The organism is Pseudomonas sp. sp1636 (genome assembly GCF_030376615.1).
In the GTDB taxonomy this organism is placed as follows: Bacteria; Pseudomonadota; Gammaproteobacteria; order Pseudomonadales; family Pseudomonadaceae; genus Aquipseudomonas.
Map to the genome: position 1 here is coordinate 1 of NZ_JARRAB010000001.1, position 26,517 is coordinate 26,517.

24 protein-coding genes are annotated in these 26,517 nt (G+C 63.4%); 8 read left to right on the forward strand and 16 right to left on the reverse strand.

Features of this window, described 5'->3' with window-relative positions; genetic code table 11:
- Window positions 1–439 precede the first annotated feature (439 nt).
- The 5 genes from P8H27_RS00005 to merR all read right to left on the reverse strand — a co-directional run bounded on the left by P8H27_RS00005 (window position 440) and on the right by merR (window position 7,633).
- Window positions 440–730: a GYD domain-containing protein gene (locus P8H27_RS00005; RefSeq protein WP_289634564.1), complete on the reverse strand. Its 291-nt coding sequence runs from the start codon at window positions 728–730 to the stop codon at window positions 440–442.
- Between the two features lie 369 nt (window positions 731–1,099).
- The gene (gene putP, locus P8H27_RS00010; RefSeq protein WP_289634565.1) at window positions 1,100–2,584 is read right to left on the reverse strand and encodes a sodium/proline symporter PutP; all 1,485 of its coding nucleotides are present in this window, start codon (window positions 2,582–2,584) and stop codon (window positions 1,100–1,102) included.
- A gap of 152 nt (window positions 2,585–2,736) precedes the next feature.
- Window positions 2,737–5,925, reverse strand: coding sequence for a bifunctional proline dehydrogenase/L-glutamate gamma-semialdehyde dehydrogenase PutA (putA, locus tag P8H27_RS00015; protein WP_289634566.1), 3,189 nt, complete (start codon window positions 5,923–5,925; stop codon window positions 2,737–2,739).
- Window positions 5,926–6,358: 433 nt separating this feature from the next.
- Entirely contained in the window at window positions 6,359–6,637 is a 279-nt protein-coding gene (locus P8H27_RS00020) for a hypothetical protein (RefSeq protein WP_289634567.1), read from the reverse strand.
- 597 nt (window positions 6,638–7,234) lie between these two features.
- On the reverse strand, window positions 7,235–7,633 hold the full coding sequence (gene merR, locus P8H27_RS00025) for an Hg(II)-responsive transcriptional regulator (RefSeq protein ID WP_289634568.1): 399 nt from the start codon (window positions 7,631–7,633) through the stop codon (window positions 7,235–7,237).
- Window positions 7,634–7,708: 75 nt separating this feature from the next.
- Here merR and P8H27_RS00030 point away from each other — a divergent pair, with 75 nt between their 5' ends.
- From P8H27_RS00030 to P8H27_RS00045, 4 genes are all read left to right on the forward strand, one after another.
- Window positions 7,709–8,056 carry a mercuric transporter MerT family protein gene (locus P8H27_RS00030; protein ID WP_289634569.1) on the forward strand — a complete coding sequence of 116 codons (348 nt, stop codon included), beginning with the start codon at window positions 7,709–7,711 and terminating at the stop codon, window positions 8,054–8,056.
- A 12-nt stretch (window positions 8,057–8,068) separates the two neighbouring features.
- Entirely contained in the window at window positions 8,069–8,344 is a 276-nt protein-coding gene (gene merP, locus P8H27_RS00035) for a mercury resistance system periplasmic binding protein MerP (protein ID WP_289634570.1), read from the forward strand.
- A 7-nt stretch (window positions 8,345–8,351) separates the two neighbouring features.
- Window positions 8,352–8,561: a GDCCVxC domain-containing (seleno)protein gene (locus P8H27_RS00040; protein ID WP_289634571.1), complete on the forward strand. Its 210-nt coding sequence runs from the start codon at window positions 8,352–8,354 to the stop codon at window positions 8,559–8,561.
- Window positions 8,562–9,252: 691 nt separating this feature from the next.
- Window positions 9,253–10,479: a nitrate/nitrite transporter gene (locus P8H27_RS00045; protein ID WP_289634572.1), complete on the forward strand. Its 1,227-nt coding sequence runs from the start codon at window positions 9,253–9,255 to the stop codon at window positions 10,477–10,479.
- A 353-nt stretch (window positions 10,480–10,832) separates the two neighbouring features.
- Here the strand turns inward: P8H27_RS00045 and P8H27_RS00050 are convergent, their stop codons facing one another.
- Window positions 10,833–11,651, reverse strand: coding sequence for an AraC family transcriptional regulator (locus P8H27_RS00050; RefSeq protein ID WP_289634573.1), 819 nt, complete (start codon window positions 11,649–11,651; stop codon window positions 10,833–10,835).
- 127 nt (window positions 11,652–11,778) lie between these two features.
- Between P8H27_RS00050 and P8H27_RS00055 the strand changes: the two genes are divergently transcribed.
- The 3 genes from P8H27_RS00055 to P8H27_RS00065 all read left to right on the forward strand — a co-directional run bounded on the left by P8H27_RS00055 (window position 11,779) and on the right by P8H27_RS00065 (window position 15,602).
- Window positions 11,779–12,735 carry an ornithine cyclodeaminase family protein gene (locus P8H27_RS00055; RefSeq protein ID WP_289634574.1) on the forward strand — a complete coding sequence of 319 codons (957 nt, stop codon included), beginning with the start codon at window positions 11,779–11,781 and terminating at the stop codon, window positions 12,733–12,735.
- A 105-nt stretch (window positions 12,736–12,840) separates the two neighbouring features.
- Complete coding sequence (nhaC, locus tag P8H27_RS00060; protein WP_289634575.1) at window positions 12,841–14,328, forward strand: Na+/H+ antiporter NhaC; 1,488 nt, start codon at window positions 12,841–12,843, stop codon at window positions 14,326–14,328.
- Window positions 14,328–15,602, forward strand: a complete 1,275-nt coding sequence (locus P8H27_RS00065) for an FAD-binding oxidoreductase (RefSeq protein WP_289634576.1) — start codon at window positions 14,328–14,330, stop codon at window positions 15,600–15,602. The genes nhaC and P8H27_RS00065 overlap by 1 nt, the downstream gene beginning before the upstream one ends.
- A 72-nt stretch (window positions 15,603–15,674) precedes the next feature.
- On the opposite strand, the gene P8H27_RS00070 is transcribed toward P8H27_RS00065, so the two are convergent.
- The 4 genes from P8H27_RS00070 to P8H27_RS00085 form a co-directional block, all read right to left on the reverse strand.
- Window positions 15,675–16,214 (reverse strand): DinB family protein, encoded by a 540-nt coding sequence (locus tag P8H27_RS00070; RefSeq protein ID WP_289634577.1) that lies wholly within the window; start codon window positions 16,212–16,214, stop codon window positions 15,675–15,677.
- The gene (locus tag P8H27_RS00075; protein ID WP_289634578.1) at window positions 16,187–16,450 is read right to left on the reverse strand and encodes a hypothetical protein; all 264 of its coding nucleotides are present in this window, start codon (window positions 16,448–16,450) and stop codon (window positions 16,187–16,189) included. The genes P8H27_RS00070 and P8H27_RS00075 overlap by 28 nt, the downstream gene beginning before the upstream one ends.
- 309 nt (window positions 16,451–16,759) lie before the next feature.
- Complete coding sequence (locus tag P8H27_RS00080; protein WP_289634579.1) at window positions 16,760–19,054, reverse strand: TonB-dependent siderophore receptor; 2,295 nt, start codon at window positions 19,052–19,054, stop codon at window positions 16,760–16,762.
- Window positions 19,055–19,174: 120 nt separating this feature from the next.
- Entirely contained in the window at window positions 19,175–19,534 is a 360-nt protein-coding gene (locus P8H27_RS00085; RefSeq protein WP_289634580.1) for a DUF2946 domain-containing protein, read from the reverse strand.
- Between the two features lie 354 nt (window positions 19,535–19,888).
- Here P8H27_RS00085 and P8H27_RS00090 point away from each other — a divergent pair, with 354 nt between their 5' ends.
- Window positions 19,889–21,058: a diguanylate cyclase gene (locus P8H27_RS00090; RefSeq protein ID WP_289634581.1), complete on the forward strand. Its 1,170-nt coding sequence runs from the start codon at window positions 19,889–19,891 to the stop codon at window positions 21,056–21,058.
- A gap of 141 nt (window positions 21,059–21,199) precedes the next feature.
- On the opposite strand, the gene P8H27_RS00095 is transcribed toward P8H27_RS00090, so the two are convergent.
- The 6 genes from P8H27_RS00095 to P8H27_RS00120 form a co-directional block, all read right to left on the reverse strand.
- Entirely contained in the window at window positions 21,200–21,613 is a 414-nt protein-coding gene (locus tag P8H27_RS00095) for a hypothetical protein (RefSeq protein ID WP_289634582.1), read from the reverse strand.
- 17 nt (window positions 21,614–21,630) lie between these two features.
- Window positions 21,631–22,584, reverse strand: coding sequence for a class I SAM-dependent methyltransferase (locus P8H27_RS00100; RefSeq protein WP_289634583.1), 954 nt, complete (start codon window positions 22,582–22,584; stop codon window positions 21,631–21,633).
- A 1,053-nt stretch (window positions 22,585–23,637) separates the two neighbouring features.
- Entirely contained in the window at window positions 23,638–23,979 is a 342-nt protein-coding gene (locus P8H27_RS00105) for an FKBP-type peptidyl-prolyl cis-trans isomerase (protein ID WP_289634584.1), read from the reverse strand.
- Window positions 23,980–24,170: 191 nt separating this feature from the next.
- Window positions 24,171–24,473, reverse strand: a complete 303-nt coding sequence (locus tag P8H27_RS00110; RefSeq protein ID WP_289634585.1) for a ribbon-helix-helix domain-containing protein — start codon at window positions 24,471–24,473, stop codon at window positions 24,171–24,173.
- A gap of 78 nt (window positions 24,474–24,551) precedes the next feature.
- Window positions 24,552–25,133 (reverse strand): DJ-1/PfpI family protein, encoded by a 582-nt coding sequence (locus tag P8H27_RS00115; protein WP_289634586.1) that lies wholly within the window; start codon window positions 25,131–25,133, stop codon window positions 24,552–24,554.
- A gap of 186 nt (window positions 25,134–25,319) precedes the next feature.
- Window positions 25,320–26,477 (reverse strand): phosphatidylserine/phosphatidylglycerophosphate/cardiolipin synthase family protein, encoded by a 1,158-nt coding sequence (locus tag P8H27_RS00120; protein ID WP_289634587.1) that lies wholly within the window; start codon window positions 26,475–26,477, stop codon window positions 25,320–25,322.
- Window positions 26,478–26,517: the final 40 nt, after the last annotated feature.

Below are 26,517 nucleotides of genomic sequence, written 5' to 3' on the forward strand. Positions count from 1 at the left end.
TCTGCAAGCTCGCGTCCCAGTCCCGCCAGGAGGCCGAGTGCAGGTGTTGCGTAGGGGGACGAGCCGCATGGATGCGGCGAGAGGCTTAATGGGCCAGGGATGGCCCTTGTAAGCCGGCCCCCGGAGCGGCGCCGGAGCGAGGGGAGTTTCGCGCAGCGAAACCCGGATGCCGGGTGCCCTTCTTTGGCACACCTTTCTTGGGCAAGCAAGAAAGGTGTGGCGCCCGTGAGGGGCGCAACCCAAACGTCCAGCACACGCGTTAACGGGCCATGCCAAGTCTTCGGCAGAGACGCACAAACTTGCCAGTCCGGTGTCAAGCTCAACGTCCCCACAGAAATGCGAAGAACCAAAAAAAACGGCCCATCAGCCAGGCCGTGGGCCGCTACAACACAAGCGAAGCGCCTGCAGCTATGGCAAACCATGCAGGCAGGATCAGGTTCTAAGGCATGCTGCCGATGATCTTGCGGATCTCTTGCTCCGAGAAGCCGCGCAGCGTCTGCGTGCGCGTATTGCCCAGCGAGCCGACTTTCAACAGCAGGGCGGTGGCGGCGGCCTCGTCCCCCTCGACAACCAGCACCAGGTCGTAATTGCCGACGGTCCAGTAGACGGCCTTGACCGTTACGCCCGCCTTTTCGCCCAACGCCTTGAATGCCTGAAAACGATCCGGTGAGTCTTGAACCGCCCGGATGCCCTGATCGGTGAAGTTAACCAGCGAAATGAAAGTTGCCATGATTACACCCCTTGTTAGGGTTGCCGAATGGCGGTCACAGAGTCGACAGCGATTACCTGGAAGAGGGCCGCCATTCTTCCAAATCCGCGAATCGACCATCAATCGCTTGAGCCTGTTGCTTGCCCGCCACGGTGCGGACTGAGGCCGCTGCCCCACCGCGCCAACGTGCCTTGCTAGGAATAGCAGCTCACGGCATCCCCCGCATGACCACTGATCCGCACAGGCAAAAAAAACCGGCCCCACACAACGGGGTGGGGGCCGGCAAAGCACTATCGGGTCGTCGTGGGGCCCGAGCCGGGCATCAGCAGTGAAATCCTGACTCGGGCGCCCCGCCTGCAGACGACCGGCTGCAGGCGGGGATGAAACTCATCAGGCCAGCTTGCGCGCGACCTCGTCGAACTGGGCTTGCAGGGCCGCTTCCGGCTCCTTGCTCAGCAGGCTGACGACGATGATGGCCAGGGTCGCCAGGATGAAGCCGGGGATGATCTCGTACAGGTCGAAGATACCGCCGGACAGCTGCTTCCAGACCACCACGGTCAAACCGCCGAGGACGATACCGGCCAGGGCGCCGTTGCGGTTCATCCGCTTCCAGTACAGCGACAGCAGGATGGCCGGACCGAAGGCGGCGCCGAAGCCGGCCCAGGCGTAGGACACCAGGCCCAGTACGGTGTTGTCCGGGTTCATGGCCAGCACCAGGGCGATGAGCGCAATCAGCACCACGGCGCCACGGCCCACCCAAACCAGTTCGCTATCGCTGGCGTGCTTCTTGAGGATGGCCTTGTAGAAGTCTTCGGCCAGAGCCGAGGAGCTGACCAGCAACTGCGAGTCGGCGGTGGACATGATCGCAGCCAGTACGGCGGCCATCAGGATACCGGCCACTACCGGGTGGAACAGGCTGTTGACCAGCACCATGAATACGGTTTCGGCGTCGCCCAGGTCGGTTTCCAGGAAGCCGACGCCAATCCAGCCGATGGCCAGTGCGGCAATCAGGGTCAGAGCCGTCCAGCTGACGGCAATGCGACGGGCAGTCGGCATGTCCTTGTCATTGGAGATCGCCTTGAAACGCGCCAGGATGTGCGGCTGGCCGAAGTAGCCCAGGCCCCAACCGAGCAGCGAAAGGATCGCGATGATGCCCAGCGGCTGACCCTTGACATCGTTGAAGAAGGTCAGCAATTCCGGGTTTTTCGTGGCTATCGCCAGGTGCGCGGCTTCGACACCGCCTACGGCGTTGAGCGCAAACACCGGCACCAGCACCAACGCGGCCGCCATCAGCAGGCCTTGCACCACGTCGGTCCAGGCCACCGCGAGGAAGCCGCCGAACAGGGTGTAGGACACCACCGCCAGGGTGCCGACCACCACGGCGATCTGGTAGTCGAAACCGAACACGGTTTCGAACAGCTTGCCAGACGCCACCAGACCGGAGCTGGTGTAGAACAGGAAGAAGGTCAGGATGATCAGCGCCGACACCACGCGCAGGGCGCGGGATTTGTCGTTGAAGCGGTTTTCGAAGTAAGACGGCATGGTCACCGAATCATTGGCCGTGTGCGAGTACACCCGCAGACGCTGGGCGACGAACAACCAGTTCAGCCAGGTGCCGGCCAGCAGGCCAGCAGCGATCCAGGTGGCTTCGAAACCGGCGGCCAGGGCATAGCCCGGCAAACCCAGCAGCAGCCAGCCACTCATATCGGAAGCACCCGCCGACAGCGCGGCGGTGGTCGGGCCAATGGAACGGCCGCCGAGGATGTAGTCGGACAAGTTGCTGGTACGCCGGTAGGCCACCAGGCCCAACCACAGCATCAGTACCAGGTAGACCACGAAGGTCACCCCTACAACAAAAACGTTCTGCTCACTCATCTTGTTGTTCTCGTATTCGCACGGCTCGGGCCGTGACTCTAATTTTAAGCGGCCGCCGTATACGGCCACTGCCTTGAAACCACCAACCCGGTGCACGCCTGCTAACCCGGCCGGAGGCGGTGGCAGGCCTTGTGAGCCTGCCCTCGATGAACTCAGTCCTCGTCGCCCAGCGACAGCAGGGAGGCGTTGCCGCCCACCGCCGTGGTGTTGACCGAGGTGGTGCGTTCGTTGACGAAGCGCAGCAGGTAGCTCGGCCCGCCGGCTTTCGGTCCGGTGCCGGACAGACCGCAACCGCCGAACGGCTGCACACCGACCACGGCACCGATCTGGTTGCGGTTGACGTAGAGGTTGCCGACGCGCGCCAGCGCCTCGATGCGCGCGGCGGTTTCCTCGTTGCGGCTATGCACGCCAAGGGTCAGGCCGTAGCCGGTGGCGTTGATCGCAGCGACCACTTGCTCCAGCTCGCTGGCCTGGTAACGCACGATGTGCAGGATAGGGCCGAAGTTTTCTTTCTTCAGCTCGGCGATGCCGCCGATCTCGAAGGCCACCGGAGCGACGAAGTGACCGTTCAAGCCAGCCGGCAATGCCGTTTCGGCAATCAGCTTGCCCTCGCCCTTGAACTGGGCGATATGCGCGTCCAGGCCCGCCTTGGCTTCGGCATCGATCACCGGGCCGACATCGCTTTCGCGCAGGTGGGTCGGGCCGACTTTCAGTTCGGCCATCGCCCCCTTGAGCAGATCCAGCACGCGCTCGGCGATATCGGCCTGCACGTAGAGCACGCGCAGGGCCGAGCAACGCTGGCCGGCGCTGGTGAAGGCCGACTGCACGGCATCCTTGATCACTTGTTCCGGCAACGCGGTGGAGTCGACGATCATCGCGTTCTGCCCGCCGGTCTCGGCGATCAGTGCGGCGATCGGGCCGGCCTTCTCGGCCAGTTGGCGGTTGATGATCCGCGCGGTGTCGGTCGAACCGGTGAAGCACACGCCGGCGACCCGGGCATCGCGGCAGAACACGCCGCCCAGGGTGGCGCCATCGCCCGGCAGGAAGGCGATCACGTCCACCGGCAGGCCGGCTTCGAACATCAGTTGCAGTGCGCGCGCGGCGATCAGGCTGGTCTGCTCGGCCGGCTTGGCCAGCACACAGTTACCGGCCACCAGCGCGGCGGCGATCTGGCCCAGGTAGATGGCCAGCGGGAAGTTCCACGGGCTGACGCAGACGAAGATGCCACGGCCTTCGTGGAACAGTTCGTTGCGCTCGCCGGTCGGCCCCTTGAGCTCTTCGCGGCCCAGACGCAGGCGCGCCTGTTGGGCATAGTAACGGCAGAAATCCACCGCCTCGCGCACTTCGTCGATGCCGTCCTGCATCGATTTGCCGGCCTCCACGGTGCACAGCGCCATCAGCTCGCCGCGATTGGCCTCGAGCAAATCGGCCAGGCGCTCGAGGATGCTCGCACGGCTGTCGACCGGCGTGGCATTCCAGCGCGGCCAGGCGGCGCTCAACCCGTCCAGCGCCTGAGCGGCCTGGGCGGCGCTGGCGAACTGGGCGCTGCCGACCAGCTTGCTCAACTCATACGGGCAATACACGTCCTGCGCGGTGCCGGGCAGCGACTGCCCGTTGATCACCGGCGCGGCCTGCCATTGACGATTGAGATGGGGCTGATAGGCGAGCTCGAGCTCAGCGAGAGAGTGCTGGATGTTCATGTTGAGGCCTTGGGAGTTTTTCCGCGCAGCGCCGAACAGTGCAGGCGGAAGGGGGATTTTGTCATTACCGAGGGTTTTAAACTTGCACAGTTGCGTCACCGGATGATCGAGAAGTGACTCGATCGGCGTATTCGGGTCGACCAACTGGTGGACGAACGAGGAGTTCGCGCCGTTCTCCAGTAGGCGGCGCACCAGATACGGCAGCAAATCCTTGTGCGCACCGACTGGCGCATAGATGCGCACGGTCTTGCCATGCTTCTCCAGCACGGTGTCGTACAGCGCGTCGCCCATGCCATGCAGGCGCTGGAATTCGAACTCGCGCGGCTGCTGGCACTCGGCGGCCATCGACAGGATGCAGCTGACGGTATGCGCGTTATGGCTGGCGAACTGCGGGTAGATCACGCCGCGGGCGAAGTCCGACAGCAGGAAGCGGGCGCAGGCCAGGTAGGAGGTATCGGTGCCTTCCTTGCGGGTGAACACCGGGTAGCCGTCCAGCCCCTGCACCTGGCACTGCTTGATCTCGGTGTCCCAGTAGGCGCCCTTGACCAGACGCAGCGGCATCTTGGCACCGAGCTCCTTGCCCAGCAGGCACAGCCACACCAGCACCGGCAGGCAGCGCTTGGAATAGGCCTGCACCACCAGGCCGAACTCGCCCCAACCGGCGATGGCCGGGTCGCGCATCAATTTTTCATAGAGCTCCAGCGACAGCTCCAGGCGGTCGGCTTCCTCGGCGTCCACCGAGATACCGACGCCCAACTTGCGCGCCCGCACGGCCAGCTCGCGCACATTGGCGAACAGCTCGGTCAACACGCGCTCGCGCTGGGCCACTTCATAACGCGGATGCAGCGCCGACAACTTGATCGAGATCGACGGTTTCGGCCCCGGGCCGACCTGCGCCTCGGCACCCACGGTGTCGATGGCCAGGCGGTAGTCGGCCATGTACTTCTCGGCGTCGGCGGCGGTCAGCGCCGCCTCGCCGAGCATGTCGAAGGAGTAGGTGTAGCCCTTCTGGCGCTCGGAACGACCGTTCTTCAGCGCTTCGGCAATGTTGCGGCCGAGCACGAACTGCTTGCCCATCAGCTTCATCGCCTGGTTCATCGCGGCGCGAATCACCGGCTCGCCGGAGCGCTTGATCAGGCGGCCAATGACCTTCTTCGGGCGGCCATCGGCGGCGTCCGGATCGACCACCTTGCCGGTCATCACCAGGCCCCAGGCCGCGAAGTTGACCAGCACGTTATCGCTCTTGCCGAGGTGGCGTTCCCACTCGGCGGCGCTCAATTTGTCGCGGATCAGCGCGTCGGCGGTAACCGCGTCCGGCACGCGCAGCAAAGCCTCGGCCAGGCACATGAGCATCAGCCCTTCCTGGGTGTCGAGGCTGTACTGACGAAGCAGTGCGTCGAGGGTATCGACGGCATTGTCCCGGCTACGCACGTCTTCGATCAACGTGCGGGCATTGCGGCGGATAGCCTCGATGCCGGCGTCGCCGGGGTCGCCGGGGTCGGCGAGCTTGAGAAGCTCAGTAAGATAGGCTGCCTCGTCAACGCTGTAGTTGGCGCTGATGACAGGGAAAAAATCGGCGGCCTTGGCGGTCGAGATCCGGTTAAGGAACTCGTCCTGCAAGACGTGACTGGCTTTAAACATCACGCCCATCCTCTTATGGAGACTGTTGTTGTGGGTATCACTGCTATGGGTCTAGCGCAGATGTGCGGATCAGGCCAATACGCCATGCCAACCACGCACGGCACACAGTGGAGGGGGAATTTAGTGGCATAGCCATGGCCGCTTCTTGCAGAAAGCTCTGGAGTTTTTGCGAAAAACTCCAGGCGGGGAACTAACGGCGAACAGGCGTTCGAATTGCCGCTGGCTGGAGCAGCCGGATAGCCAGCGGCTTTGGCCGCTGAAACAGGCCTGGCTGTGGGGCGACTCGATACGCCTATCGCCCGGCGAGCGGGCGAACCAGCAGCGCAGCCAGGCTGCGCAGCGCGCCACCGAGCGGCAACCGCGCCACGCCGATCATCATCAAGCCATGCGCCATGCTTGTTTCCCGCCGCCAGCGATGCCAGCCAACGCCTGCTCAGCCGAACTGCTCGTCATAGGCCGCCGGGGTGATACCGGCGCCGAGCAGGCATTCGCGCAGGTGTTTGATTTCCTGCTTGCTGCACACATTGCTGTGATGCGGGTGATGCAGAAAGAACTCGTGCTGGTTCAACAGCACGCGAAAGCGCGCCCCGAGAATCGGCTCGACCGTCGCGCCGAGGTGATGCAGCAATGACTCGACCTCCCGCCAGTGGACGTTGCCAGGCAACGGCCCCTGGAAAATCGAGTGCAGCAGAACCTGGTACTTGTGGCTCATGGTTCGGTCTCCTGGCAAATACCCACTGTTCGTAGGATAGCGGAGTGCGCGCTTGTGCCTCGCAAGCCCAAGGTTCCATGGCCGGCGCCGGCAACAAACCGGCACGACGGACACCGGCTTGAACCCGCTCGCCCCGCGCGGCTCCGCTTCAGGCAGGCCAGCCACCGACGCTGGCTACCTCGTCGAGAACGGCGCAGTCCCATGCCGCCGTGTCCAACGCGCCGATGCCGACCCACACGGCGCGCTGCGCACCGCCAAGGCCAGCCGGTACATGTTGGCGATGAACCGAAGAACTGGAGTGCTCTTGGCGCGCCACCGCCAGGCCGGGATCGGACTGCAGAGCATGAATGGCTGGCAACGGCCGAGGCTGTGTAAAAACGCAGACACCGTTTTGAAGTCTGCGTTGCTACGTAGTTTGGTTGGTCAGCAGCCCTAGAATTTGCATAGGAGCGCGTTTTTCGGTGCGATTCTGACTGTCAAACTCGCTCTAAAACGTTTGCACACAACCTGGGCCAGAAGCAGACGGTCGTGATCGGCAGCGGGCTTATTACGTCGCTTCACGGATTGCCGACTTAGCGTGGCGACATCCAGCTGGGTTCAATCCCCAGCTAGTGCATTGATGATAGGGCAAGCGGCCCCGCCATCGCCCACATCACATTGCTGTACGAGTCCGCCAAGTACCTTCTGCATGGCCGCAAGATCGTCCATCTTTTGCTGAATCAGAGTCATCTTCCGCACAGCCAGTGCGCGCGTCTCAACACAAGTGCACGCAGCATCTAGCGTCAGCAGCGCGCCCACCTCATCCAGCGTGAAGCCAAGCGCCTGTGCTCGTTTGATGAAGCGCACCCGCTTGATCTGCTCAGGTAGATAGCGCCGATAACCACCGAGCGGTTTTGGTGGCTCATCCAGAAGGCCGCGCCGCTGGTAATAGCGAATCGTCTCGATGTTCACCCCGGCAGCTTCCGCCAGCTTGCCGATAGTCAGCGCTGTCGCCATCACAACTCCCTTGACTCCGTACTCAGGTACAGGATTTAGAGTAACGCTTGGCTAGATAGGTTCAAGGAGATCGCGATGACTCAGCTCACCAGTAAAGGATCGCTTATCGCGAGTGCATTGGCCGCCATTGGTGCATCAGTGTGTTGTGTCGGACCGCTCGTACTGTTGGCGCTTGGTATCAGCGGTACGTGGATCGGCAGCTTGACGGCGATGGAACCATATCGACCTTACTTCATCGGTCTGACTCTGCTGTTTCTCGGGCTGGCTTTCCGCAAGCTCTACCTGATGCCGCAGGTGTGTGCAGCAGACACGGCCTGTGCAGATCCGCGCACGACCACTCGGCAGCGGCTCGTATTCTGGATCGTAACCGGGCTGCTACTGGGTCTGCTGGTCGTGCCGTGGATCGCCCCACTGTTCTATTGAAGGAGACTCACCATGCGCAAATTGCTACTGGCTGTGCTCGTCGTCTTGCCTCTCATGACGCTGGCGGCTTCACCGGAAACCATTACGCTCGACGTGCGGAAGATGACCTGCGCGGTCTGCCCGATCACGGTCAAAAAATCACTAGAAAAGGTGCCCGGAGTGAGTGATGTCAAAGTCGATTTCGTTGAGAAAACGGCCACCGTCACGTTCGACCCGGATAAAACAAACTCCGAGGCGATGACCACAGCGACTACGAACGCGGGTTATCCCTCCACAGTGCACAAGTGAGGCGGCAATGCGTGCCATAACCCTCGAATCGGTATTAACTTGTCCGCACTGCGGTTATGCCCAACTGGAAACCATGCCCACAGATGCATGCCAGTTCTACTACGAATGCCTGAACTGTAAGACGTTGCTACGACCGCAAGCGGGCCACTGCTGTGTTTTCTGTTCGTTCGGCTCTGTGCCATGTCCGCCAATTCAGCAGCAGCGAGGATGCTGCTGAACGGGTTAGCGTACGGCTTCCATTTTCTGAGACGCACCAACACCTTCGCTGATCCTCAGAATTGGAAAATAAGGACTGATATTTTGCCTAGTCTGACTGTCCGCAATGGGTCGATTCTGTTGAAAAAGTCGGTCTCCGAGGGAGCTGCTTTTCGGCAGCTCAAAAATCACTCAATTTTGGCGTTGCTACGTAAAAACCAACGCAGCTCCGCCTTCTGAGCGAGTCAGATTTCAACGTAGCCAACGCTATTTCGTATTCAAAAATCGCAAAGGGACTTTTTCAACAGAATCGGCCAAAAGCTGACATTCAGCAGCATCGAGATCCTGGTGCCTCGCCGTTTTTCGGGCAGCCCGTTGCTTCGCGCCTGAGCTGCAAATAGGCATACAGCATGCCGTTATAGGGAATATGGAGGGCGCTTTTATCGGTCGTTCGGATTGCCAGCTCAGTAGAGTTAGGCCCGAGCAGAGGGTTGAACACTAGCCGCGCTGCAGTTGAGTGGGTCAAGGCTGGGGCTGTGCTTTTACTCATCAACGGCAGCATGACCACAGCTCCAGCGCCTCTCTAGCAGACCGTTGAAAAACCTAGGCGAGGCAGCCGAGCCTGTTTTTAACGCCGTATCGGCAACGCAGGTAGTTTTTCAACGGCCGGCTAAATCGCTTCTGTCATTCCCGACCGCCAAAAGGTGCCCGCCATGCGTTTAAATGCTGCGGTTGTAGTGCTGCTAACCGGCCTGGTGGCGGCGACATATGGCTTCGGAATCTATCTGTTCGCCCAGCTCGTCCCCGATATGCAGGCATCTTTTGGTTTCGATTTTTCCTATGTGGGTAGCATCACCGCTTCGGCGCAACTGGGTTTTCTGCTCGGCGCACTGCTGGCGGTCTGGCTGACGCCCAAGATCGGCGGCGGCTGGATGATAGTGGCTTCGGGTACGGTGTGTGCCCTGGCGTTGCTGCTGATCCCGTTGTCGAACAACATCTTTGTGGTAGGCGTATTGCTGACCCTGCTGGCAGGCACTGCTGCGACTGTCTTTGTGCCGATGGTCGATGTCATCGCTAGTGTGGTCGCCTACCGTTACCGTGGCTTGGCCATGGGCCTGGTATCCAGCGGAACCAGCTATGGGGTGGCGATCAACAGCCTGTTGGTGCCCCTTTATGTCCCGCAAGGGGAATGGCGCAGCGTCTGGTGGTTGGTAGGGTTGCTCACGGTGGCGATGGCTGTGCTGGTGCTGCTGGTGTTCAAGAAGGGCGGTTTGCTTGGCCAAAACGTGCCGGTAGCCGCGGCACCGGCGACAGAAGATGTCGCCTTACCCAGCTTGCGCTTGGAACTGATAAAACCCTGGGTGTTACTGATCTGGTCGATGAATTTCTTGATAGGTTTCGCTACCTTTCCGTTCCAGACCTACCTCTCGTCTTATCTGCGCACCGAGCTGGGTTTTGGAGTGCAATACAGTGCCCAGGTCTGGGCGTTGATCGGTTTCGTCGGCATGTTCGCCGGGCTTGCAATCGGCTGGCTCTCGGATCGGATCGGGCTACGCGCCGCGATGCTTCTGGTATATGGCTGCGTGGTGCTGGCTGCACTGATATTCGTGGTGAGTCCCTCGGGTTATTGGCCCTTGGTCGCCGCGGTGCTGTTCTCTACTGCCTTCTACCCCATCTTCGGCCTTATTCCCGCTTACGTTTCCAAATTGGCATCATCCAGCGCCATGGCCGTCTCCATCTTTGGTATCGCCAACGTGATGCAAGGCTCTGGCGGCATGCTGGGCAACTATGGCGCGGGACTACTGGCTAATCACAGCGGCAGCTTTGCCGGGGTATATGCCGCGATAAGCGGCGTTGGTGTGTTGCTGATAGTGCTGACGCTAAAACTGCCCCGAGAGACCCCGGCAACCGCAGCGGCGGGCTTAACCGCTAGCTGCTAGTGCGGGTTGGACACAGCTCGTGCGGCTAGCAACAGAAGAGTAGGCAACGCGGCCCATGGAGGTGCTGGAGGCGCCAGCGATGTTTTACCTCGGTTTTGTAAAAACCGGAAAAACCGGGGCAGACCACGGTATTGATGCTGAGGAAGCAGCTCCTGGCCGGTTTCTGCCGGTTGTTACTGGCTGCTATCGGGTCGTTGGCTGTCGGGCACGAATGCCAGGAGCGGCCAGCCTGCCCTATAAATCAGTCCGCCCCCTTTTCGCTAGCAAAGACTCGCCCCTAAGTCGGGCCTCCCGCGCAAGGCTTGAATCCGCGAGGGTACATAAACCGATTACCCACACGGCCAACCAGCGGGTTAACCCGGATCCGGCGCCGTTGCGGTCTGGGGCCGGATGGCGCGGGCGGAGCCCGGCGTCTGCTTGAAGCGGCTCTTGTAGGCCCGGGAGAAGCTGGAGGCATCGGCAAAGCCGACTTCGTCGGCCACCGCCGCCAGCGAAATGGCGCTGTTGAGCAGGAGGAACTGCGCCCGCTGCATGCGCCGGTTCATCACGTATTGTTGCGGCGTCAGGCCGAACTGGCGCTGGAACAGGCAATGGAAATGGCTCTCGCTGAGGTTGATCGCCGCCGCCAGCTCGCCATTGCTGGGCGGCTCGGCCAGGCGCCGGTCGATCAGCCGGTCGAGCTCGGCGACGGCCAGTCGCGAGCCACGCAGCGGCGACGGGGCGGCCGATGAATAGAGCTGGCACAGCTGGGTCATGAACAGCGAGACCAACTGGTAGCTGACCACCGAGCCGCCCTGTTCCAGGCCACGCCGCAGCTGCCCGGCGGCGAAGTCCAGCAGCGGCAGCGCGGCAGCATCCAGGCAAACGAACTCCGGGCGCTGGAACAGCGTCTGGCTGAAGTTCAGCTCGCAGGCCTGTTCCAGCGCCCGGATATAGGGGTCGTTCAGCGACACGTCGATCACCAGCAGTTCGCTGTCTTCGCTGAGGCCGGCATATAGATGCCCGGCCGAAGCCGGTACCAGTGCGGCGCGGCCGTTGGCCAGGCGGCCGGCGTTGCCCTGGAACTCGCAGTCCATCCGCCCGCGCCAGCCGATCAGCACCTGGGCATAGTCGTGGCAATGCTCGCCGCGCTGCCGCGCGATCAGATTACGCCGGGCCTGGCTGCGGTTCATTGCGCCTGAACCGCTGGAGGAAGGGATCGATTCATAGCCTGGGTATATAACTCCAGCGGCAGGGTCAATGGCAGAGGGGGCAACGTGATTACCATGGCAAAACACCTTAGCAACGGGAAACACCGCCATGCAACTGAATGCCGACCAGGTACAAAGCGCCCTGCCGTGGGCCAGTCTGATCGAGGCGCTGAGCGACATCTTCGCTCGCGACGACGTCTGCTCGCCGATTCGTCACCACCACGCGCTCAACGTGCCCGGCGAGCCGACAGCCACCCTGCTGCTGATGCCGGCCTGGATCGAAGGCGAGTACCTGGGCGTCAAGCAGGTCAATGTATTCCCCGGCAACAATGCGCGTAACCTGCCCGGTCTGAGCAGCTACTACATGCTCAGCTGCGGCCAGAGCGGTCGCCCGCTGGCGCTGCTGGACGGCAACGAGCTGACCGCACGACGCACCGCCGCGGCCTCGGCGCTGGCCTCGCGCCTGCTGTCCCGCGCCGATGCCAGCACTCTGCTGATGGTCGGCGCCGGACGCATGGGCCGCCGCCTGATTCCGGCGCACATGAGCGTGCGGCCGATCCAGCGCGTGCAGGTGTGGGATCGCAACGAGACGGCCTCGGCGGCGCTGGTGGCCGAACTGCGGGCCAGCGACATCGACGCCCAGGTGTGCCGCACCGAGCAGTTGCAACAGATCGCCGGCGCGGCCGACATCATCAGCTGCGCGACCCTGGCGACCGAGCCGGTGATCTTCGGCGACTGGCTCAAACCCGGCGCCCACCTCGACCTGGTCGGCAGCTTCACCCCCAACATGCGCGAAACCGACAACCTCGCCATGCAGCGTTGCGCGGTGTTCGTCGACACCCGCGCCGGGGCGCTGAGCGAGACCGGCGACCTGATCATGCCGATCCGCGAAGGCGCCATCGGCACCGACAAGATTCTCGCCGAACTCGCCGAGCTGTGCCGCGGTCAGCACGCCGGCCGCGCCGCCCTGGCCAACCCCGAGCAAGCGCTGACCCTGTTCAAGTCGGTGGGCGATTCGCGCGAAGACCTCGCCGCGGCGATTCTCGCCTACCGCCATCAAGGCTGAAACGAACGCCTGTTTGGGCACCCGGCGACGGGTGCCCTTTTTTACTCCCGCCAACAAAAACAAGACGATGAGGACGGCCGTCGCTCATCATCCGGAGTCCCGAGAATGACGGATAAAGCCACGCCCCCAATTGCCATGCCCAACCTCTGGCTGGCCCTGATTCCAATTGTCCTGACCATCGGCCTGCTGGCCCTGCAGATCTTCTACTACAACGATTTCACCCCGCACATCGCGCTGGCCATCGGCATCGCCATCACCGGCCTGGTGGGCTGGGCGCAAGGCTATCGCTGGAAGGACATCGAGTCCGGCGCCTTCCATGTGCTGCACGTGGCGATGCCGTCGATCGCCACCCTGATCCTGGTCGGCATGCTGGTCAGCACCTGGATCGCCAGCGGCACCGTACCGCTGCTGATCTACTACGGCCTGGAGCTGATCGACCCGGCCTGGTTCCTCGCCGCCTCGATGCTGCTCTGCTCGGTGGTATCGCTGGCCATCGGTTCGAGCTGGACCACGGTCGGCACCATCGGCCTGGCGCTGGTGGGCATCGGCACCGCCTTCGGCATTCCGCTGTACTGGATCGCCGGCGCGGTGGTCTCAGGCGCGTTCTTCGGCGACAAGGTCTCGCCCCTGTCGGACACCACCAACCTGGCGGCGGCGGTGACCGAAACCAACGTGTTCGAGCACATCCGCAACATGATGCCGACCACCATTCCGGCGATGCTCATCGCCTTCGCCCTCTATCTGCTGGTGGGCGGCCAGGCCAGCGTCGATGCCTCGCAGCTCGAGCAGATCCGTCTGTTCAAGGAAGGCTTGAGCAGCCACTTCGACCTCGGCTTGCTGGCGCTGATCCCGCTGCTGGTGGTCATGGCGCTGGCGTTCTTCAAGGTCGCGCCGATTCCGGCGCTGTTCACTGGTTTCGCCCTCGGCGGCCTGGTTGCCTTGATCAATTACGACTACAACCTCAACCAGCTGCTGACCTTCGCCCACAGCGGCTTCAAGATCAGCAGCGGCAGCGAGTCGCTCGACAGCCTGCTCAACCGCGGCGGCGTGACCTCGATGACCTGGATGGTCACCTTGATGATGTTCGCCCTGGCCTTTGGCGGCGCCCTCGAGCGCACCCGCTGCCTGGAATCGGTGGTCAGCTCGATCATGCGCCTGAGCAGTGGCTTTCGCGGCCTGCAAACCAACGCCATTCTGACCTCGATCGCGACCAACGCGGTGTCCGGCGACGTCTACCTGTCGATCGCCCTGCCGGGGCGCATGTACGGCCCCGAGTACGACCGCCTGGGCTACAGCCGCCTCAACCTGTCGCGGGCCATCGAGGAAGGCGGCACCCTGGTCTCGCCACTGATCCCCTGGAATGCCGGCGGCGCCTTCGTCATCGGCACCCTGGGGCTGTCGGTGGCGTCCGGCGACTACAGCAACCTGCTCTATGCGCCGCTGGCATTCGCCTGCTGGCTGTCGCCGCTGATCGGCATCCTCTACGCCCAGACCGGCTGGTTCTCCAAGCGCGCCGAGGTCGAGCAGGTGGGTGCGGCTGCCCGCCCGGCTACCGACACGTCGCTGGCTTCCCCGGCAGAAGAAGTGGCCTGATGCGATCCTCACGCGCGCCTCAGCCTGGCGCTTCTGCCCAAACCGTCGCGGTGGTCGGCGCCGGCGTGGTCGGCCTGTGCACCGCCCTGCAAGCCCAGCGCCAGGGCTACCGGGTGACCCTGATCGACCGCGATGCGCCGGGCCAGGGCGCCTCCTTCGGCAACGCCGGCTACCTGGCCACGGAACTGATCGACCCGCTGTCCAGCGGCAAGACCCTGCGCGGCGCCTTGGCCATGTTGCTCGATCCGCACGGGCCGTTGGCCTTGCCGCTGGGCTACCTGCACCGCAGCCTGCCCTGGCTGCTGCGCTTCGTCGCCGCCGCCCGCCCCGCTCAGGTCGCGCGCTCGCGGGACGGTCTGCTCGCCCTCAACCGGGCGGCGCTGCCGGCCTGGCGGCGCTGCCTGGCCGACATAGGCGCCAGCCAACAGCTGCGCCAATCCGGCTACCTGCTGGTCTGGGAATCGGCGGGGCGCCTCGAGGAGGCCAGGGCCCACGCCCGCTACCTGCAGCAATGGGGGGTGCACAGCGAGTTGGTCGACGCCGCGCGCGTGGCGCAACTGGAGCCGGCGCTGGCCGGTACGGTCAAGCATGCCCTGTATTTTCCCGAGGCCTGCCAGGTGCGCGAGCCCTATGAGCTCTGCCGCCAGCTGTTCGCCGCGTTCGAGGCGCGCGGCGGCTGCTTCGTGCAGCAGGCCGTCGAACACTTGTCTGCCGATGCGCAGCAGGTGCGCGTGCAGATCGCCGGTACAGCGTTGAGCGTCGACCGGGCGGTGATCTGCGCCGGTGCCTGGAGCAAGAAGCTGCTGCAGGGCACCGGCATCGAGGTGCCGCTGGAGGCGGAGCGCGGTTACCACCTGAGCCTGGACAGCCCGGTCATCCGCCTCAACCGGCCCATCGGCTCGGCGGAACGGCGCTTCGTCATCAGCCCGCTGGACTCCGGCCTGCGCGCCGTGGGCTTTACCGAACTGGGTGGCCTGCGGCTGAAGCCGATCCGCCGGCGCGGCAAGACCCTGCGCCGGCACAGCCAGGCGCTGATTCCGGCACTCGCCGATCCATCCCTGCAAACCAGCGAGTGGATGGGCCACCGCCCCACCCTGCCCGACTCGCTGCCGGTGATCGATCGTCACCCGCAGCATGCGCGGTTGCTGTTCGCCTTCGGCAACCAGCACCTGGGCCTGACCCAGGCGGCGATCAGCGCGGAACTGGTGGTCAGCCTGATGGCCGGGGAAACCCCGCCTATCGACTTGCGGCCCTACCGGGTCGACCGCTTCTGAGTCGAGCAGCCAATCCTCCTCAGCGAGGGCTCGCTCAGCCTTCCACCCAAACCGCAACAGCTCGGGCAGCCCTTAGCCGGGTCGATCGGCGATCAACGCCAGCAGGTCGGTGACGCCCACATCGACCCCCGCCTGGGCCAGCAGGGTCGTGACCTGGCCGCGGTGGTGGCTCTGGTGGTTGAAGAAGTGCATCAGCAGACTGAAGAACGGCTTCTGTGCGGGCACGCCCTTGCTGTTGCGGTAGGCGAGCAGATGATCCAGATCGGCCTCGCCGATGGACGCGGCCCAGTCGAGGATCAGCCGGTCGAGCCATTGGCGATGCGCGTACAGCGCCCGGAGGTCGGCGAACAGTATCTGCCCCAGGCCCGCCGGCGCCGGCAGGTCGCGCACCGGCGCCAGCGCGGCATAGTCGGCCGGGTGGTTGGCAAAGCGTTGAAGCCAGATTGTGTCGCCTACCACCAGGTGGTTCAGGGTGCCGAGCAGCGAGCCGAAGAACGCCTTGCGGTCGGCGACTTGCTCGGCCTCGGGCAGACCGAGCGCCGCCTGATAGACCTTGGCGTTGATCCATTGGTTGTACTGCGCCATCAGGCGGACATGCTGGCTTCGGCCCACGGTGAATCTCCTATTCGCTGATTGGATGCGGCGTCGCCTTGACGGCGAACGATCCCTCCCAGCCGAGATAGTACAGCTCGAAGGGCATGGCGCGGGCAGGCTTTCAGATCGGGGATGAGCTCTGCAAAGCCATCTCGCGGCACCTTGATCTGGAGAAAAAGCCGAACGATGGACTGCCGTTCGATCGTGAGGCGATCAAGCCGAGCCAGCCGGCGTTGAAAGGACTGGGCATCCATAACGCCACGCCTTGCTGAGCCGTCTTCAATCTCGGGCTTGCAACAGTTAACGGCTACATAGCCCCCAAAAAAGGCCCTGTACCCGTTAACCGTTGTATCGCCAGGCGCGAACGGCCTGCGATCCGTAGGAGGCCCGGCCTCGGGGCGAGCCTTGGCAATACCGCGCAACGATGGGCAGGCAGCCCTGCGGGGTCGCGCCGCCTACAAGAGATCGCGCATGCAACACATAATTGGGACATAGCCAAAAAAAGAACCGGCCTGCACAGCAGGCTGTGCAGGCCGGTTCCGCAGGCTGACTGGCGACCCGACTCAGAAGGCCACATTGACCCCGGTGTAGAAGGAGCGGCCCATTCCAGGCACCGCGACGCCCCACTCAATGCCATTCATCGACATGGTTCGGCCCTGGGCGGTGTAGGCGCCGCCGGTGGGCTGGTGGTAGAACTTGTCGGCCAGGTTCTCCACGCCGAAGTCCAGCCGCACCTTGTCCCAGCTGTGGCTGAGGCGCAGGTTGAACAGGGTGTAGCCGGCCGTCTGGATCTCGTTGCGCACCTCGGAGCCATGGTTCTTCGACTGCACGCTGACCATCTCCAGGCTGTTGCTCCAGCCGCCGAGTTCCTGAGTCAGGGCCAGCGTGGTGTTGAGCGGCATGATGTTGTACAGCTCATCGCCGCTATCGCGGTTCTTGCCGTTGCTGTAGTTGACCAGCCCAGTGAACCCCCACTGGCCCAGCGCATTGCTGGCCAGCGGCATGCGCCCGGCGACGTCCACGCCGTAGATGCGGGCCGACTGGTTGGCGTACTGCAGCACGTTGAACTGATCCGGGACAATCGTCTTACCCGGCAGGCTCACGGCATCGATGTAATCGTTGACCCGGGTGTAGAACGGCGTGACCTTGAGCTCGTGGCGGCGGTCGACGCTGTGCCAATCGAAGGTGGCCGAGGCGATGTGCGCCGCTTCCGGCTTGAGGTCGACGTCGCCGACATAGCCATTGCCGTCGCCGACAAAGTTGTTCATGGTCGCGGCCATGGGCCAGCTGGACCAGGTGTAACGCTCATACAGGTTGGGCGAACGCACCTTGCGCGCCACGCCGAACTCGATATCCAGGTTGGCGTCGTGGCTGTAATGCGCCAGGGCCGTCAGATCCCAGTTGTTGTCGTTCTGGCTGCGGTCGCTGGCATTGAAGGCGGCCGCTTCGACGAGTTGCCCGCCGCCCGCGTGACCATAGCCATGCACCTCATCGGCATCGCTGGCCACATGTTCGTAACGCACGCCCAGCAGGGTCAGCCAGGCCGGGTTGAGCTGCCGCTCCCACTCGCCGAACAGGCCGATGCGATCGCGCTCGCCGTCCTTGATGTTCTCGAAGGTGTTCGGCCACATGCCGCCACCCGAGGCCGGCCAGAAATCATTGAGGCGATAGCGCTGGTATTCACCGCCGACCCGCAGCAGGTCGCGTTCGCTCAGGTCGATGCTGGCCTTGACGCTGGCGCCGAGGGTCTTGCCTTCGCTCTCCATCGGCATGCCGGCGGCACAGGTGGGGGAAAGCGGGCTGCAAGGGCGGGTGTCCGTGCTGCCGGGAATCATCGACTGCATGCCATACCAGAAGCGTTTGTCCGGGCCGAAGTTCATCTCGTGCTCGACTTTCTCGTGATAGACCTGGGTCTCCAGATCACCCCAATCGAACTGGCTGAGGTAACGCAGGTTGATGCGTTCCTGGGTGTTATCGGTCATGTCCATGCGCTGGTTGGCGAACAGTTCCTGCGGTACGTGCTGGTAACCGAGCTTGAGCTCCAGCAGATCCTCGCCCAGCTTGAGCGCCATGCTCAGGTCATGGTTTTCCGTCTCGTAGGCGGTGGAGGCCACTTCGTCCAGCGGCGAACCGTTGCCGAGCTGGCCGGTGCTGGTGCTGTCCTTGAAGTCGTCGCCGGCCATGTAGTTGTTGGCCTTGCTGTAGCTGCCGGCATAACGAATGTTGAACACATCGTTGGCATGGGTGGCGGAGAAGTTGCCGCCACGCGCATCGTTATTGCTGCGCAAGAAGGCGCCCACCTCGCCCTTGTTGATGCTCGCCGCCCCCGGCGCCGCGAACTCGGGCTTGGCGCTATCGGCAATGATGGTGCCACCGATGCTGTCGCCACCGACGCTGACCGGGGTGATGCCGGCAAACACCTGCAGCTTGCCCAGGTTGCTCGGGTCGATATAGGACAAGGCCGGGTTCATGTGGTTGGGGCAGGAAGACACCAGATCCATGCCATCGACCTTGATGCGCAGGCGATCGTCCGCCAGGCCACGGATGACCGGCAGGCTGGAAATACCCCCGGCGCCGTTGAGGCTGACGCCGGGCACGCCGCGCAGCAGCGAAGCCGTGTCGCTGGTGGCCGGGCTCAGGCTGCGCAGGGCTTGCAGCGAAACCGCGGTGGCGCCGAGCGGCACCTGCTCCCCCTTGATCACGGCAGCTTCAAGCTGCAGCGCCTCGGCCACAACAGGCTGCGGCGCGGCGTGGCCAGCGTGCAAGTCGGAGTTGGCGGTTTCTACGGCCAGCGCCAGCGGGCTGAATAAAACCAGCAGGGCGGCACAGGCGCGGGAATCGACACGGGTACGGGACATGGGACATTTCTCTAGGCATAGGTGATGAGCACCGCAAGCTGCGCACGCGCACCCAAGGGGCGACAGCGCGCGACGGCCAAGCGGCAGACAACAAGGTGGCAACCGGCGGCTGCCGAAGCACTAGGAAATGGGCGGGGCGCGGGTCAGCGCGCCAGGGAATACGGTGTCGCGGCCTGCCGCCAGCGGCGTCGGCAGCACACTCAGGGGGGGCGGCGCCAGGCAGGGCTGGGCCTGCGCCGCGCTGCCGGGAACGGCCGGCGAACTCAATAGCAGGGTGCAATAGCCGCACTTGGCCCAATCCAGCTCATGGCCGACGCTTGGCGACTGCTCATGCTCGCCGCTGCAGGCCAGCTCGTTGCGCCAGCTCGACTCGCGGCCGCCCTGGTTCAACCCCTGCCCCAGCAACGGCCCGACCAGCAGCAACAGCATGGCCAACAGGCCAAGCCGGCTACAGTGACGAACAAGCTGCGAATGAGACAAGGGCGTTATCCATAGTGAGCAAGCGCACGCATGCTAACGCAAAGCAACGCCCACCCTGACTGGGGCAGAAGGTCGCAGCCAGCCGCCCCAGCCTCCGTCGCCAAGCCCGCGCTGCAGCCGCACCAGCCCCTGCCCAGTCCCCGCCGAAGCCCGTCGGGCGGGCGTTCGCCAGCGTTGCGCCGGCCTCGCAGGCACGGCCAGGCATGCCGTAAGATGGCCATGGCCGTCACCAAAAAACCTGAACGCAAGCTCAAGTTACTGATCCATATCAGGGTTTAGCCAGATTTGCGCCGGCACACTGGCAATCTGCCAGTTATAAAATGCAGCCCCCTTTACCAGGCCAGAGAAACAACCATGAGATCCGCCTTCGAGCCCTTGATCCGCTGCCTGGCGACCCTGCTACCGGGGGAATTGCGCCCCAGCGAACTGCCGCAGCTGCTCACGCCCCGACAGCACTCGCTGCTCCTCAACCAGCGCCGGGCCACCATGATCGTCAACCGCGTGCGGCTGTTCGCCTTCCTGTTTGCCGTGCTCACCCCCCTGTGGGCCGTGATCGACATCATGGTCTTCGACTTCTCCCTGTGGGCCGGGCTGGCGTTGTTCCGCATCCTGGCCAGCGGCGCCTTCGTCTGCCTGCTGCTGTTCTACCGACCCAGCGGCAACCTGTTCGAAGCCTACCGCGCCATCACCCTGCTGTTCGCCATCCCCACGCTGTTCTACGTGGCCTCGCACACCCTGCTCGGCAGCCATCAGCTCACCGAGTTTTCCGCGGCGGCGGCCACCGGCTATGCCTTCCTGCCCTTCGTGCTGATGGCCGGGCTGTCCATCTTCCCCCTCAGCCTGAAGGAGAATCTGGCCCTGGCCAGCCTGTTGCTGTTGGCCCAGGGCTTGGCCGGTTATCTGGGTTGGTCGACCCTCAACTGGCCCTCCTTCGCCGGCGGCTTCTGGCTGCTGATCCTGATTGCCGGGGTCACCGCCCTGGCCAGCATGAGCCAGCTGGCGTTCATGATCGCCCTGCTGCGCCAAGCCATTCACGACCCACTGACCGGCATGCTCTCGCGCGGCAGCGGCGAGGAGATCCTCGGCCTGCACTGGAGCGGCGCGCAGCGCAACAACAGCTACCTGAGCCTGGCCTTCATCGACCTCGATCACTTCAAGGCGGTCAACGACAACTTCGGCCATGAAGCCGGCGACCGCACCCTCTGCGCCTTCGCCGCCCACCTGCAGAGCAACCTGCGCGACGCCGACAGCCTGCTGCGCTGGGGTGGCGAAGAGTTCCTTCTGATCATGCCCAACACCGACATGGCCCAGGCCGACCAGGCTCTGCAGCGCCTGATGCAGCACGGCCTGGGCAACCGCCCGGACGGCAGCCCGCTGACCGCCAGCATCGGCCTGGCCGAGCGCCGCCATGACCAGGCGTCCAACTGCCACGAGCTACTGGAGCTGGCCGACCGGCGCATGTACCTGGCCAAACAAGGCGGACGCAACCAGATATGCGACCACAACGCCGCCGCGCCGGCGTAGCGGTGCGACCTGCAAAGCGGCGGCCAATAACCCTGAAAGGCCCATTGCCTGGCCGAGCGAGCACAGGCGACTGACGCGCCGGCGCAGGCCTCAGGGTGGTGAAGCCATAGAGCGGCGCCGCGAGTGTGTTTTCAGCGCTTCTCAGTCCAGCGCTTCATCGTCGCGGATGAGGGTGTAGTGGCGACCCTGCTCGGCGTCGCTGTAGTCGTGCACAAAGAACATCACCACCTCGCCCAGCCCCGGCATGGTCGCCACATAATCGCCGACGTCAGCCACGAAGAAACCGGCCGCATCGGGCTTGGCCTCGCACTCGATATAGGCAGTGACGAACAACTCGGGCTCGACATCGCCGAAGAACTCGGCACGCTCGAACTCGTCCCATTCGCCAGGCGCCTGGAACGCACCGCTGAAGAGAATCTTGGCATCGCCGAGATCCAGTTCTTCCGCATCGGGATCCTCGTCATCCGGCCGGTAGACCGTGCAGTCCTGGGCGTCCGGGTTGCCGAGTATGGCCAGGCGGGCAGCCAGGCGCTGTTGGGGTTCGATCTGGGGCACGTGGATCTCCGCTGTCACTACAAGGGGCTGCCAGTGTGGCGGCTAAAGACCAGGGCTTTCAAGCCGCCGTCGGGCTGGATGTCGGCGAACTCCGGCGGGTTGTCCAGGCGCTGGACAAACCTCAGGCTCGGCGCCTCACTGGCCATGCCCTCGAGCAAAAACTCAGGGCCGACCTCCGGATCGTTCACGCAGGCCAGCACCACGCCTTCTGCGCCGAGCAACTCAGGCAGGCGGCGCAGGACTTTTCGATAATCCTGGGTCAGGACAAAACTGCCTTTCTGGAAAGAAGGCGGGTCGATGATGACCAGGTCATAAGGGCCGCACTTTCTGACCTTGCCCCAGGATTTGAATAAATCATGGTCCAGAAAACTCACCCGACTGAGGTCATGCCCATTCAGGCGGTGATTGTCCCGCCCTCGGCTGAGGGCCGCCCTGGCCATATCCAGGTTCAGCACATGTTCGGCGCCTCCGGCAATCGCGGCGACCGAGAAGCCGCAGGTGTAGGCGAACAGATTGAGCACCCGCTTGCCCCGGGCCTGGGCTTGCACCCAGCGGCGGCCGTAGCGCATGTCCAGGAACAAGCCGCTGTTCTGCTTCTTGCCCAGATCCAGCTGGTAACGCAGGCCATGCTCGCTGATCAGCCATGCATCGCGCACCTCGCCGAGCAGCCACTCGGTCGCGCTATCCGGCAAGTAGCGGTGTTGCAGCAGCAGGCTGTGCGCCTGGCTGTCCAGCCAGACGGGCGACTGGGTCAGCGCCATGAGCATGTGTTTTAGCCCAGCCAACTGCGCCGGCTCCGGCTCGCGGAACAGCGACACCAGCAGCAGCCCCTGCAACCAGTCGACCGTGATCTGCTCAAGCCCCGGCCAGCGGCGTCCGCGGCCGTGGAACAGGCGTCTGCTTTCGTCGGGAGCGGGGCTTAGCGAGGCGAGCAACTGCTGCTGCAGGGTAGCGATGGCGTCTGAGTTCATGGGGGCTTTATCAGGTGGGCATTGCGCTGCATTTTAACAGGCCGTCGGGAAACTACCTGCGTTGCCGATGCTGCGTTAGATCAATGGGCTCAGTGTCATTGACTCTCAACTTCCCGATACCCCGCAGACTTTCTGTCCCCCCTGGGCAATCGCCCGCCGCCTGTCTTGGCTTCGATTTTGGCCTTGAACCGATCATCGCCCAAAACCCACGCCTTGTTCGTGGCCTCACGGATTACAGTCACTTCCCGCTCCGGCGCTCTATCCAAAAACAGTGGCCGGCAGGCACTCTGCCCCCTCCACTTCCGTGTTGCCTAGCTAAAATCAATGACTCTGACTCCATTGATTTAAAAGGAAAGCTTTGCTCAGTACTTGTGGGAGAGCCTATATACAGTTGTTATGTGTTGCGTGCAACTATTAACCGGAACCAACTAGCTTTGCGATTATTATGCCGAGTGCCAAAAGTGAGAAAATTCCGACCATGGATACTAAGAAATTGGTTAGGTAGGTGGAATTCTCGCGCTCAGTAATAGGTGTTCTTGGTAGTTTTCCGAGAGTAATTAGGCGGCATACAGGCCAACCTACATACCAAGCAATTTCCTCGAAGCAAAACTCCCAAATTAGCCAGATTAAAGATCTGACTACGAGCCCAATGATACGTAGTAATCCTTTCAATGCACCTTCGGCTAAATCTTCCAAGCGCCTTACTCCTTAAGACACATAACGACTATTGGACGACATTACTGTCGCATTTAAACACGACAGTAATGTCGTATAACGTTCCTTGTCCTCCCGTAAGCCTTGTCTAGCTTGGAGGGGGGTCGCAGCAAACGCGACCTAGCCCAGTCAGTCTGTCCATCACCCCATTGGCGCGAGTCATGCCAGGCTGGCGATTTCTTGCGCGCCCCTCTAACCGAGTCGCGGCAAGCATTGCTCTGGGCATTGGTGCTGGGCCGGCGATTAGCCGTGCTGGGTATCGTTGCGCTCGACGCCCGCCTACATAGCGGCGAAGCCCGTCAGACCGGGTGTTGCTCGCACCGGCGGCGCAGGCGCCCATCAATCGTCCCGGGTCAGCACTTCCAGCAGTTCGATCTCGAAGATCAGGTTGGAGTGGGGCTTGATATGGGCGCCGAATTCTCTTTCGCCGTAGCCGAGGTGGGCCGGGACGAAGAGTTTGCGTTTGCCGCCGACTCGCATGCCCATCAGGCCTTGATCCCAGCCTTTGATCACGCGGCCGGTGCCGATCACGCACTGGAAGGGTTTGCCGCGGTCGTAGGAGGAGTCGAACTTGCTGCCGTCTTCGAGAAAGCCGTTGTACTGGGTGGTGATCAAGGCACCTTTAACCACGGCCTTGCCCTCGCCCACCTGAATATCTTCGATCTTTAATTCGCGGCTCATCGCTCGCCTCCTTTGTCCGGCCTGGTAAACGAGTTTAATCCAGTCGGCGTAAGTGCGCTGTTGCCGGCTGCAATACCGCCAGACGAGCGGCCAGCCCGGCCGGCTCTGGCGCTGTTAGCGGGGCCGCCCAAAAGCACCGCGCCGGGTCGGCCTTCCTACACAGAAACACAGCACCTGCTTTGCCTGCCTGACTATTGCGCACGCTGCGCCAGTGACAACTCGCGCACATTGCTCGGCCGCTGGGCGAGAAAACGGGTGCAGCTGACGCGCAGGAAGGAGGCGAAATTCACCACTTCGCCGCGGTAGTCCATGACCTCGTCGTAGAGCTTGCTGATCAGTTGGTTGGTGGTCATGCCGTCGACCGCGGCGATCTCGGCGAGGATGTCCCAGAACTGGTTTTCCAGGCGCAGGGTGGTGACCACGCCGCGGATGCGCAGCGAGCGCGAGCGCGATTCGTAGAGAATCGGGTCGGCTTTGACGTAGAGCTCGCACATGGGCGTCTTGCCTCGATCGGGGAGCGGCTAATAGCACCGGGCAAGCGCCAGTACATCGGCGCTTGCCCGGTCGCCAGTCTACAGGCTGATCCGGGTGCCCAGCAGCTTGAGGAAAGCGGCCAGCCAGGCCGGGTGCGCGGGCCAGGCCGGGGCGGTGACCAGGTTGCCCTGGACATGGGCCTGATCCACGGCGATCGCCATGTAGCGGCCACCGGCCAGCTGCACTTCCGGCCCGCAGGCCGGGTAGGCGCTGCATTCACGGCCGTCGAGCACACCGGCGGCGGCCAGCAGTTGGGCGCCATGGCAGACCGCGGCGATGGGCTTGTTGGCTGTATTGAAGGCCTGCACCAGGGCCAGCACCTCGGCATGCAGGCGCAGGTATTCCGGGGCGCGGCCGCCGGGAATCAGCAGGGCGTCGTAATCGTCGGCCTTGACCAGGCTGAAGTCGAAGTTGAGGGCGAAGTTGTGCCCGGGCTTTTCGCTGTAGGTCTGCTCGCCTTCGAAGTCGTGGATGGCGGTGCGCACGGTTTGCCCGGCGTTCTTGTCCGGGCAGACCGCATGCACGCTGTGGCCCACCATCTGCAAGGCCTGGAACGGCACCATCACTTCGTAGTCTTCGACGTAGTCGCCGACCAGCATCAGAATCTTTTTCGCAGCCATGAGCGTTCTCCTGTAACGGGTTGGGGGAGCCAAAGCAGTATCCGCCCCCCGTTCAGTACACAGGTAATAGCCTAGAACTACATCGCAGAGAAACATGCCCGCATGTCGGGCGGCCAAGCCAAAGTGCAACCTAGCAGGCCGTTGAAGAACGTAGGCGAGACAGCCGAGCCTGTTTTCAACGGCCGGCTAGCGACGTCGGTCGAGCAGGTTCACCACCAGCCGATCCAGCCAGCCCCACAGGCGTTGCTGTAGACGCCGCCACCAGGGCCGGGCGTGCCAGAGTTCCTGGCTGATCTCGAGGCTGTCGGCGAAATCCGCCTGGAAGCTGGCGGCCACCGCGGCGGTCAGCTCCGGGTCGAGCGCCTCCACATTGGCGTCGAGGTTGAAGCGCAGGTTCCAGTGGTCGAAGTTGCACGAGCCGACGCTGACCCAGTCGTCCACCAGCACCATTTTCAGGTGCAGAAAACGTGGCTGGTATTCGAAGATTTGCACCCCGGCCCTGAGCAGCTTGGGGTAGTAGCGCTGGCCGGCAAAGCGCACCGGCGGGTTGTCGGTGTGCCGACCGCTGAGCAGCAGGCGCACCTCGACCCCGCGCGCCGCCGCCTTGCGCAAAGCGCGGCGGACTTTCCAGGTCGGCAGGAAATACGGCGTGGCCAGCCAGATGCGTTGCTTGGCGCCGTGTAGCGCACGCACCAGTGACTGCAGAATGTCGCGATGCTGGCGGGCATCGGCGTAGGCCACCCGGCCCAGGCCCTCACCCACTGGCGGCGATAGCGGCAGATGTGTCAGCCCCAGCGTCGGCCTTGGCCGCCAGGCAAGCCGGGCATGCAGGGCATGCCATTGGCGGTCGAACAACTCTTGCCAGTCGGCCACCAGCGGCCCGGCGATTTCCACCATGACCTCGTGCCAGAGGCTGGCGGTTTCGCCCGGAATCCAGAACTGATCGGTCGCGCCGGTGCCGCCGACAAAGGCCAGCCGGCCATCGACCAGCAACAACTTGCGGTGGTCACGATAGAAATTACGGAGCCCTCGGCGCCAACGCAACGGGTTGTAGCGGCGTAACTGCACGCCGGAGGCGCTCAGACGCCGGCGGTCGACCTGCGACAGGGACTGGCAACCGTAATCGTCGAACAGGCAACGCACCTCGACGCCGCGTTGCGCCGCCGCGCACAAGGCTTGCGCCAGGACTGCCATGCAGGCGCCGCTTTGCACCAGGTACAGCTCCAGCGCGACCGATTGGCGAGCGGCGCCGATGGCCTCGATCATCCGCGGGAAGAAGCTCGGGCCATCGTTGAGCAAGGCGAACTGGTTGCCGCTGCGCCAAGGGAAAACCATTCCGGGCATCAGTACGCGGCCAGCAACAAAAGGCAGGTCAGGCAGATTC

Excerpts from the sequence above, each read along its gene's own strand:
- P8H27_RS00005 (WP_289634564.1), bottom strand. The coding sequence starts at position 730 with ATGGCAACTTTCATTTCGCTGGTTAACTTCACCGATCAGGGCATCCGG.
- putP (WP_289634565.1), bottom strand. The coding sequence starts at position 2,584 with ATGAGTGAGCAGAACGTTTTTGTTGTAGGGGTGACCTTCGTGGTCTAC.
- putA (WP_289634566.1), bottom strand. The coding sequence starts at position 5,925 with ATGTTTAAAGCCAGTCACGTCTTGCAGGACGAGTTCCTTAACCGGATC.
- P8H27_RS00020 (WP_289634567.1), bottom strand. The coding sequence starts at position 6,637 with ATGAGCCACAAGTACCAGGTTCTGCTGCACTCGATTTTCCAGGGGCCG.
- merR (WP_289634568.1), bottom strand. The coding sequence starts at position 7,633 with ATGGCGACAGCGCTGACTATCGGCAAGCTGGCGGAAGCTGCCGGGGTG.
- P8H27_RS00030 (WP_289634569.1), top strand. The coding sequence starts at position 7,709 with ATGACTCAGCTCACCAGTAAAGGATCGCTTATCGCGAGTGCATTGGCC.
- merP (WP_289634570.1), top strand. The coding sequence starts at position 8,069 with ATGCGCAAATTGCTACTGGCTGTGCTCGTCGTCTTGCCTCTCATGACG.
- P8H27_RS00040 (WP_289634571.1), top strand. The coding sequence starts at position 8,352 with ATGCGTGCCATAACCCTCGAATCGGTATTAACTTGTCCGCACTGCGGT.
- P8H27_RS00045 (WP_289634572.1), top strand. The coding sequence starts at position 9,253 with ATGCGTTTAAATGCTGCGGTTGTAGTGCTGCTAACCGGCCTGGTGGCG.
- P8H27_RS00050 (WP_289634573.1), bottom strand. The coding sequence starts at position 11,651 with ATGAACCGCAGCCAGGCCCGGCGTAATCTGATCGCGCGGCAGCGCGGC.
- P8H27_RS00055 (WP_289634574.1), top strand. The coding sequence starts at position 11,779 with ATGCAACTGAATGCCGACCAGGTACAAAGCGCCCTGCCGTGGGCCAGT.
- nhaC (WP_289634575.1), top strand. The coding sequence starts at position 12,841 with ATGACGGATAAAGCCACGCCCCCAATTGCCATGCCCAACCTCTGGCTG.
- P8H27_RS00065 (WP_289634576.1), top strand. The coding sequence starts at position 14,328 with ATGCGATCCTCACGCGCGCCTCAGCCTGGCGCTTCTGCCCAAACCGTC.
- P8H27_RS00075 (WP_289634578.1), bottom strand. The coding sequence starts at position 16,450 with ATGGATGCCCAGTCCTTTCAACGCCGGCTGGCTCGGCTTGATCGCCTC.
- P8H27_RS00080 (WP_289634579.1), bottom strand. The coding sequence starts at position 19,054 with ATGTCCCGTACCCGTGTCGATTCCCGCGCCTGTGCCGCCCTGCTGGTT.
- P8H27_RS00090 (WP_289634581.1), top strand. The coding sequence starts at position 19,889 with ATGAGATCCGCCTTCGAGCCCTTGATCCGCTGCCTGGCGACCCTGCTA.
- P8H27_RS00100 (WP_289634583.1), bottom strand. The coding sequence starts at position 22,584 with ATGAACTCAGACGCCATCGCTACCCTGCAGCAGCAGTTGCTCGCCTCG.
- P8H27_RS00105 (WP_289634584.1), bottom strand. The coding sequence starts at position 23,979 with ATGAGCCGCGAATTAAAGATCGAAGATATTCAGGTGGGCGAGGGCAAG.
- P8H27_RS00110 (WP_289634585.1), bottom strand. The coding sequence starts at position 24,473 with ATGTGCGAGCTCTACGTCAAAGCCGACCCGATTCTCTACGAATCGCGC.
- P8H27_RS00115 (WP_289634586.1), bottom strand. The coding sequence starts at position 25,133 with ATGGCTGCGAAAAAGATTCTGATGCTGGTCGGCGACTACGTCGAAGAC.
- P8H27_RS00120 (WP_289634587.1), bottom strand. The coding sequence starts at position 26,477 with ATGCCCGGAATGGTTTTCCCTTGGCGCAGCGGCAACCAGTTCGCCTTG.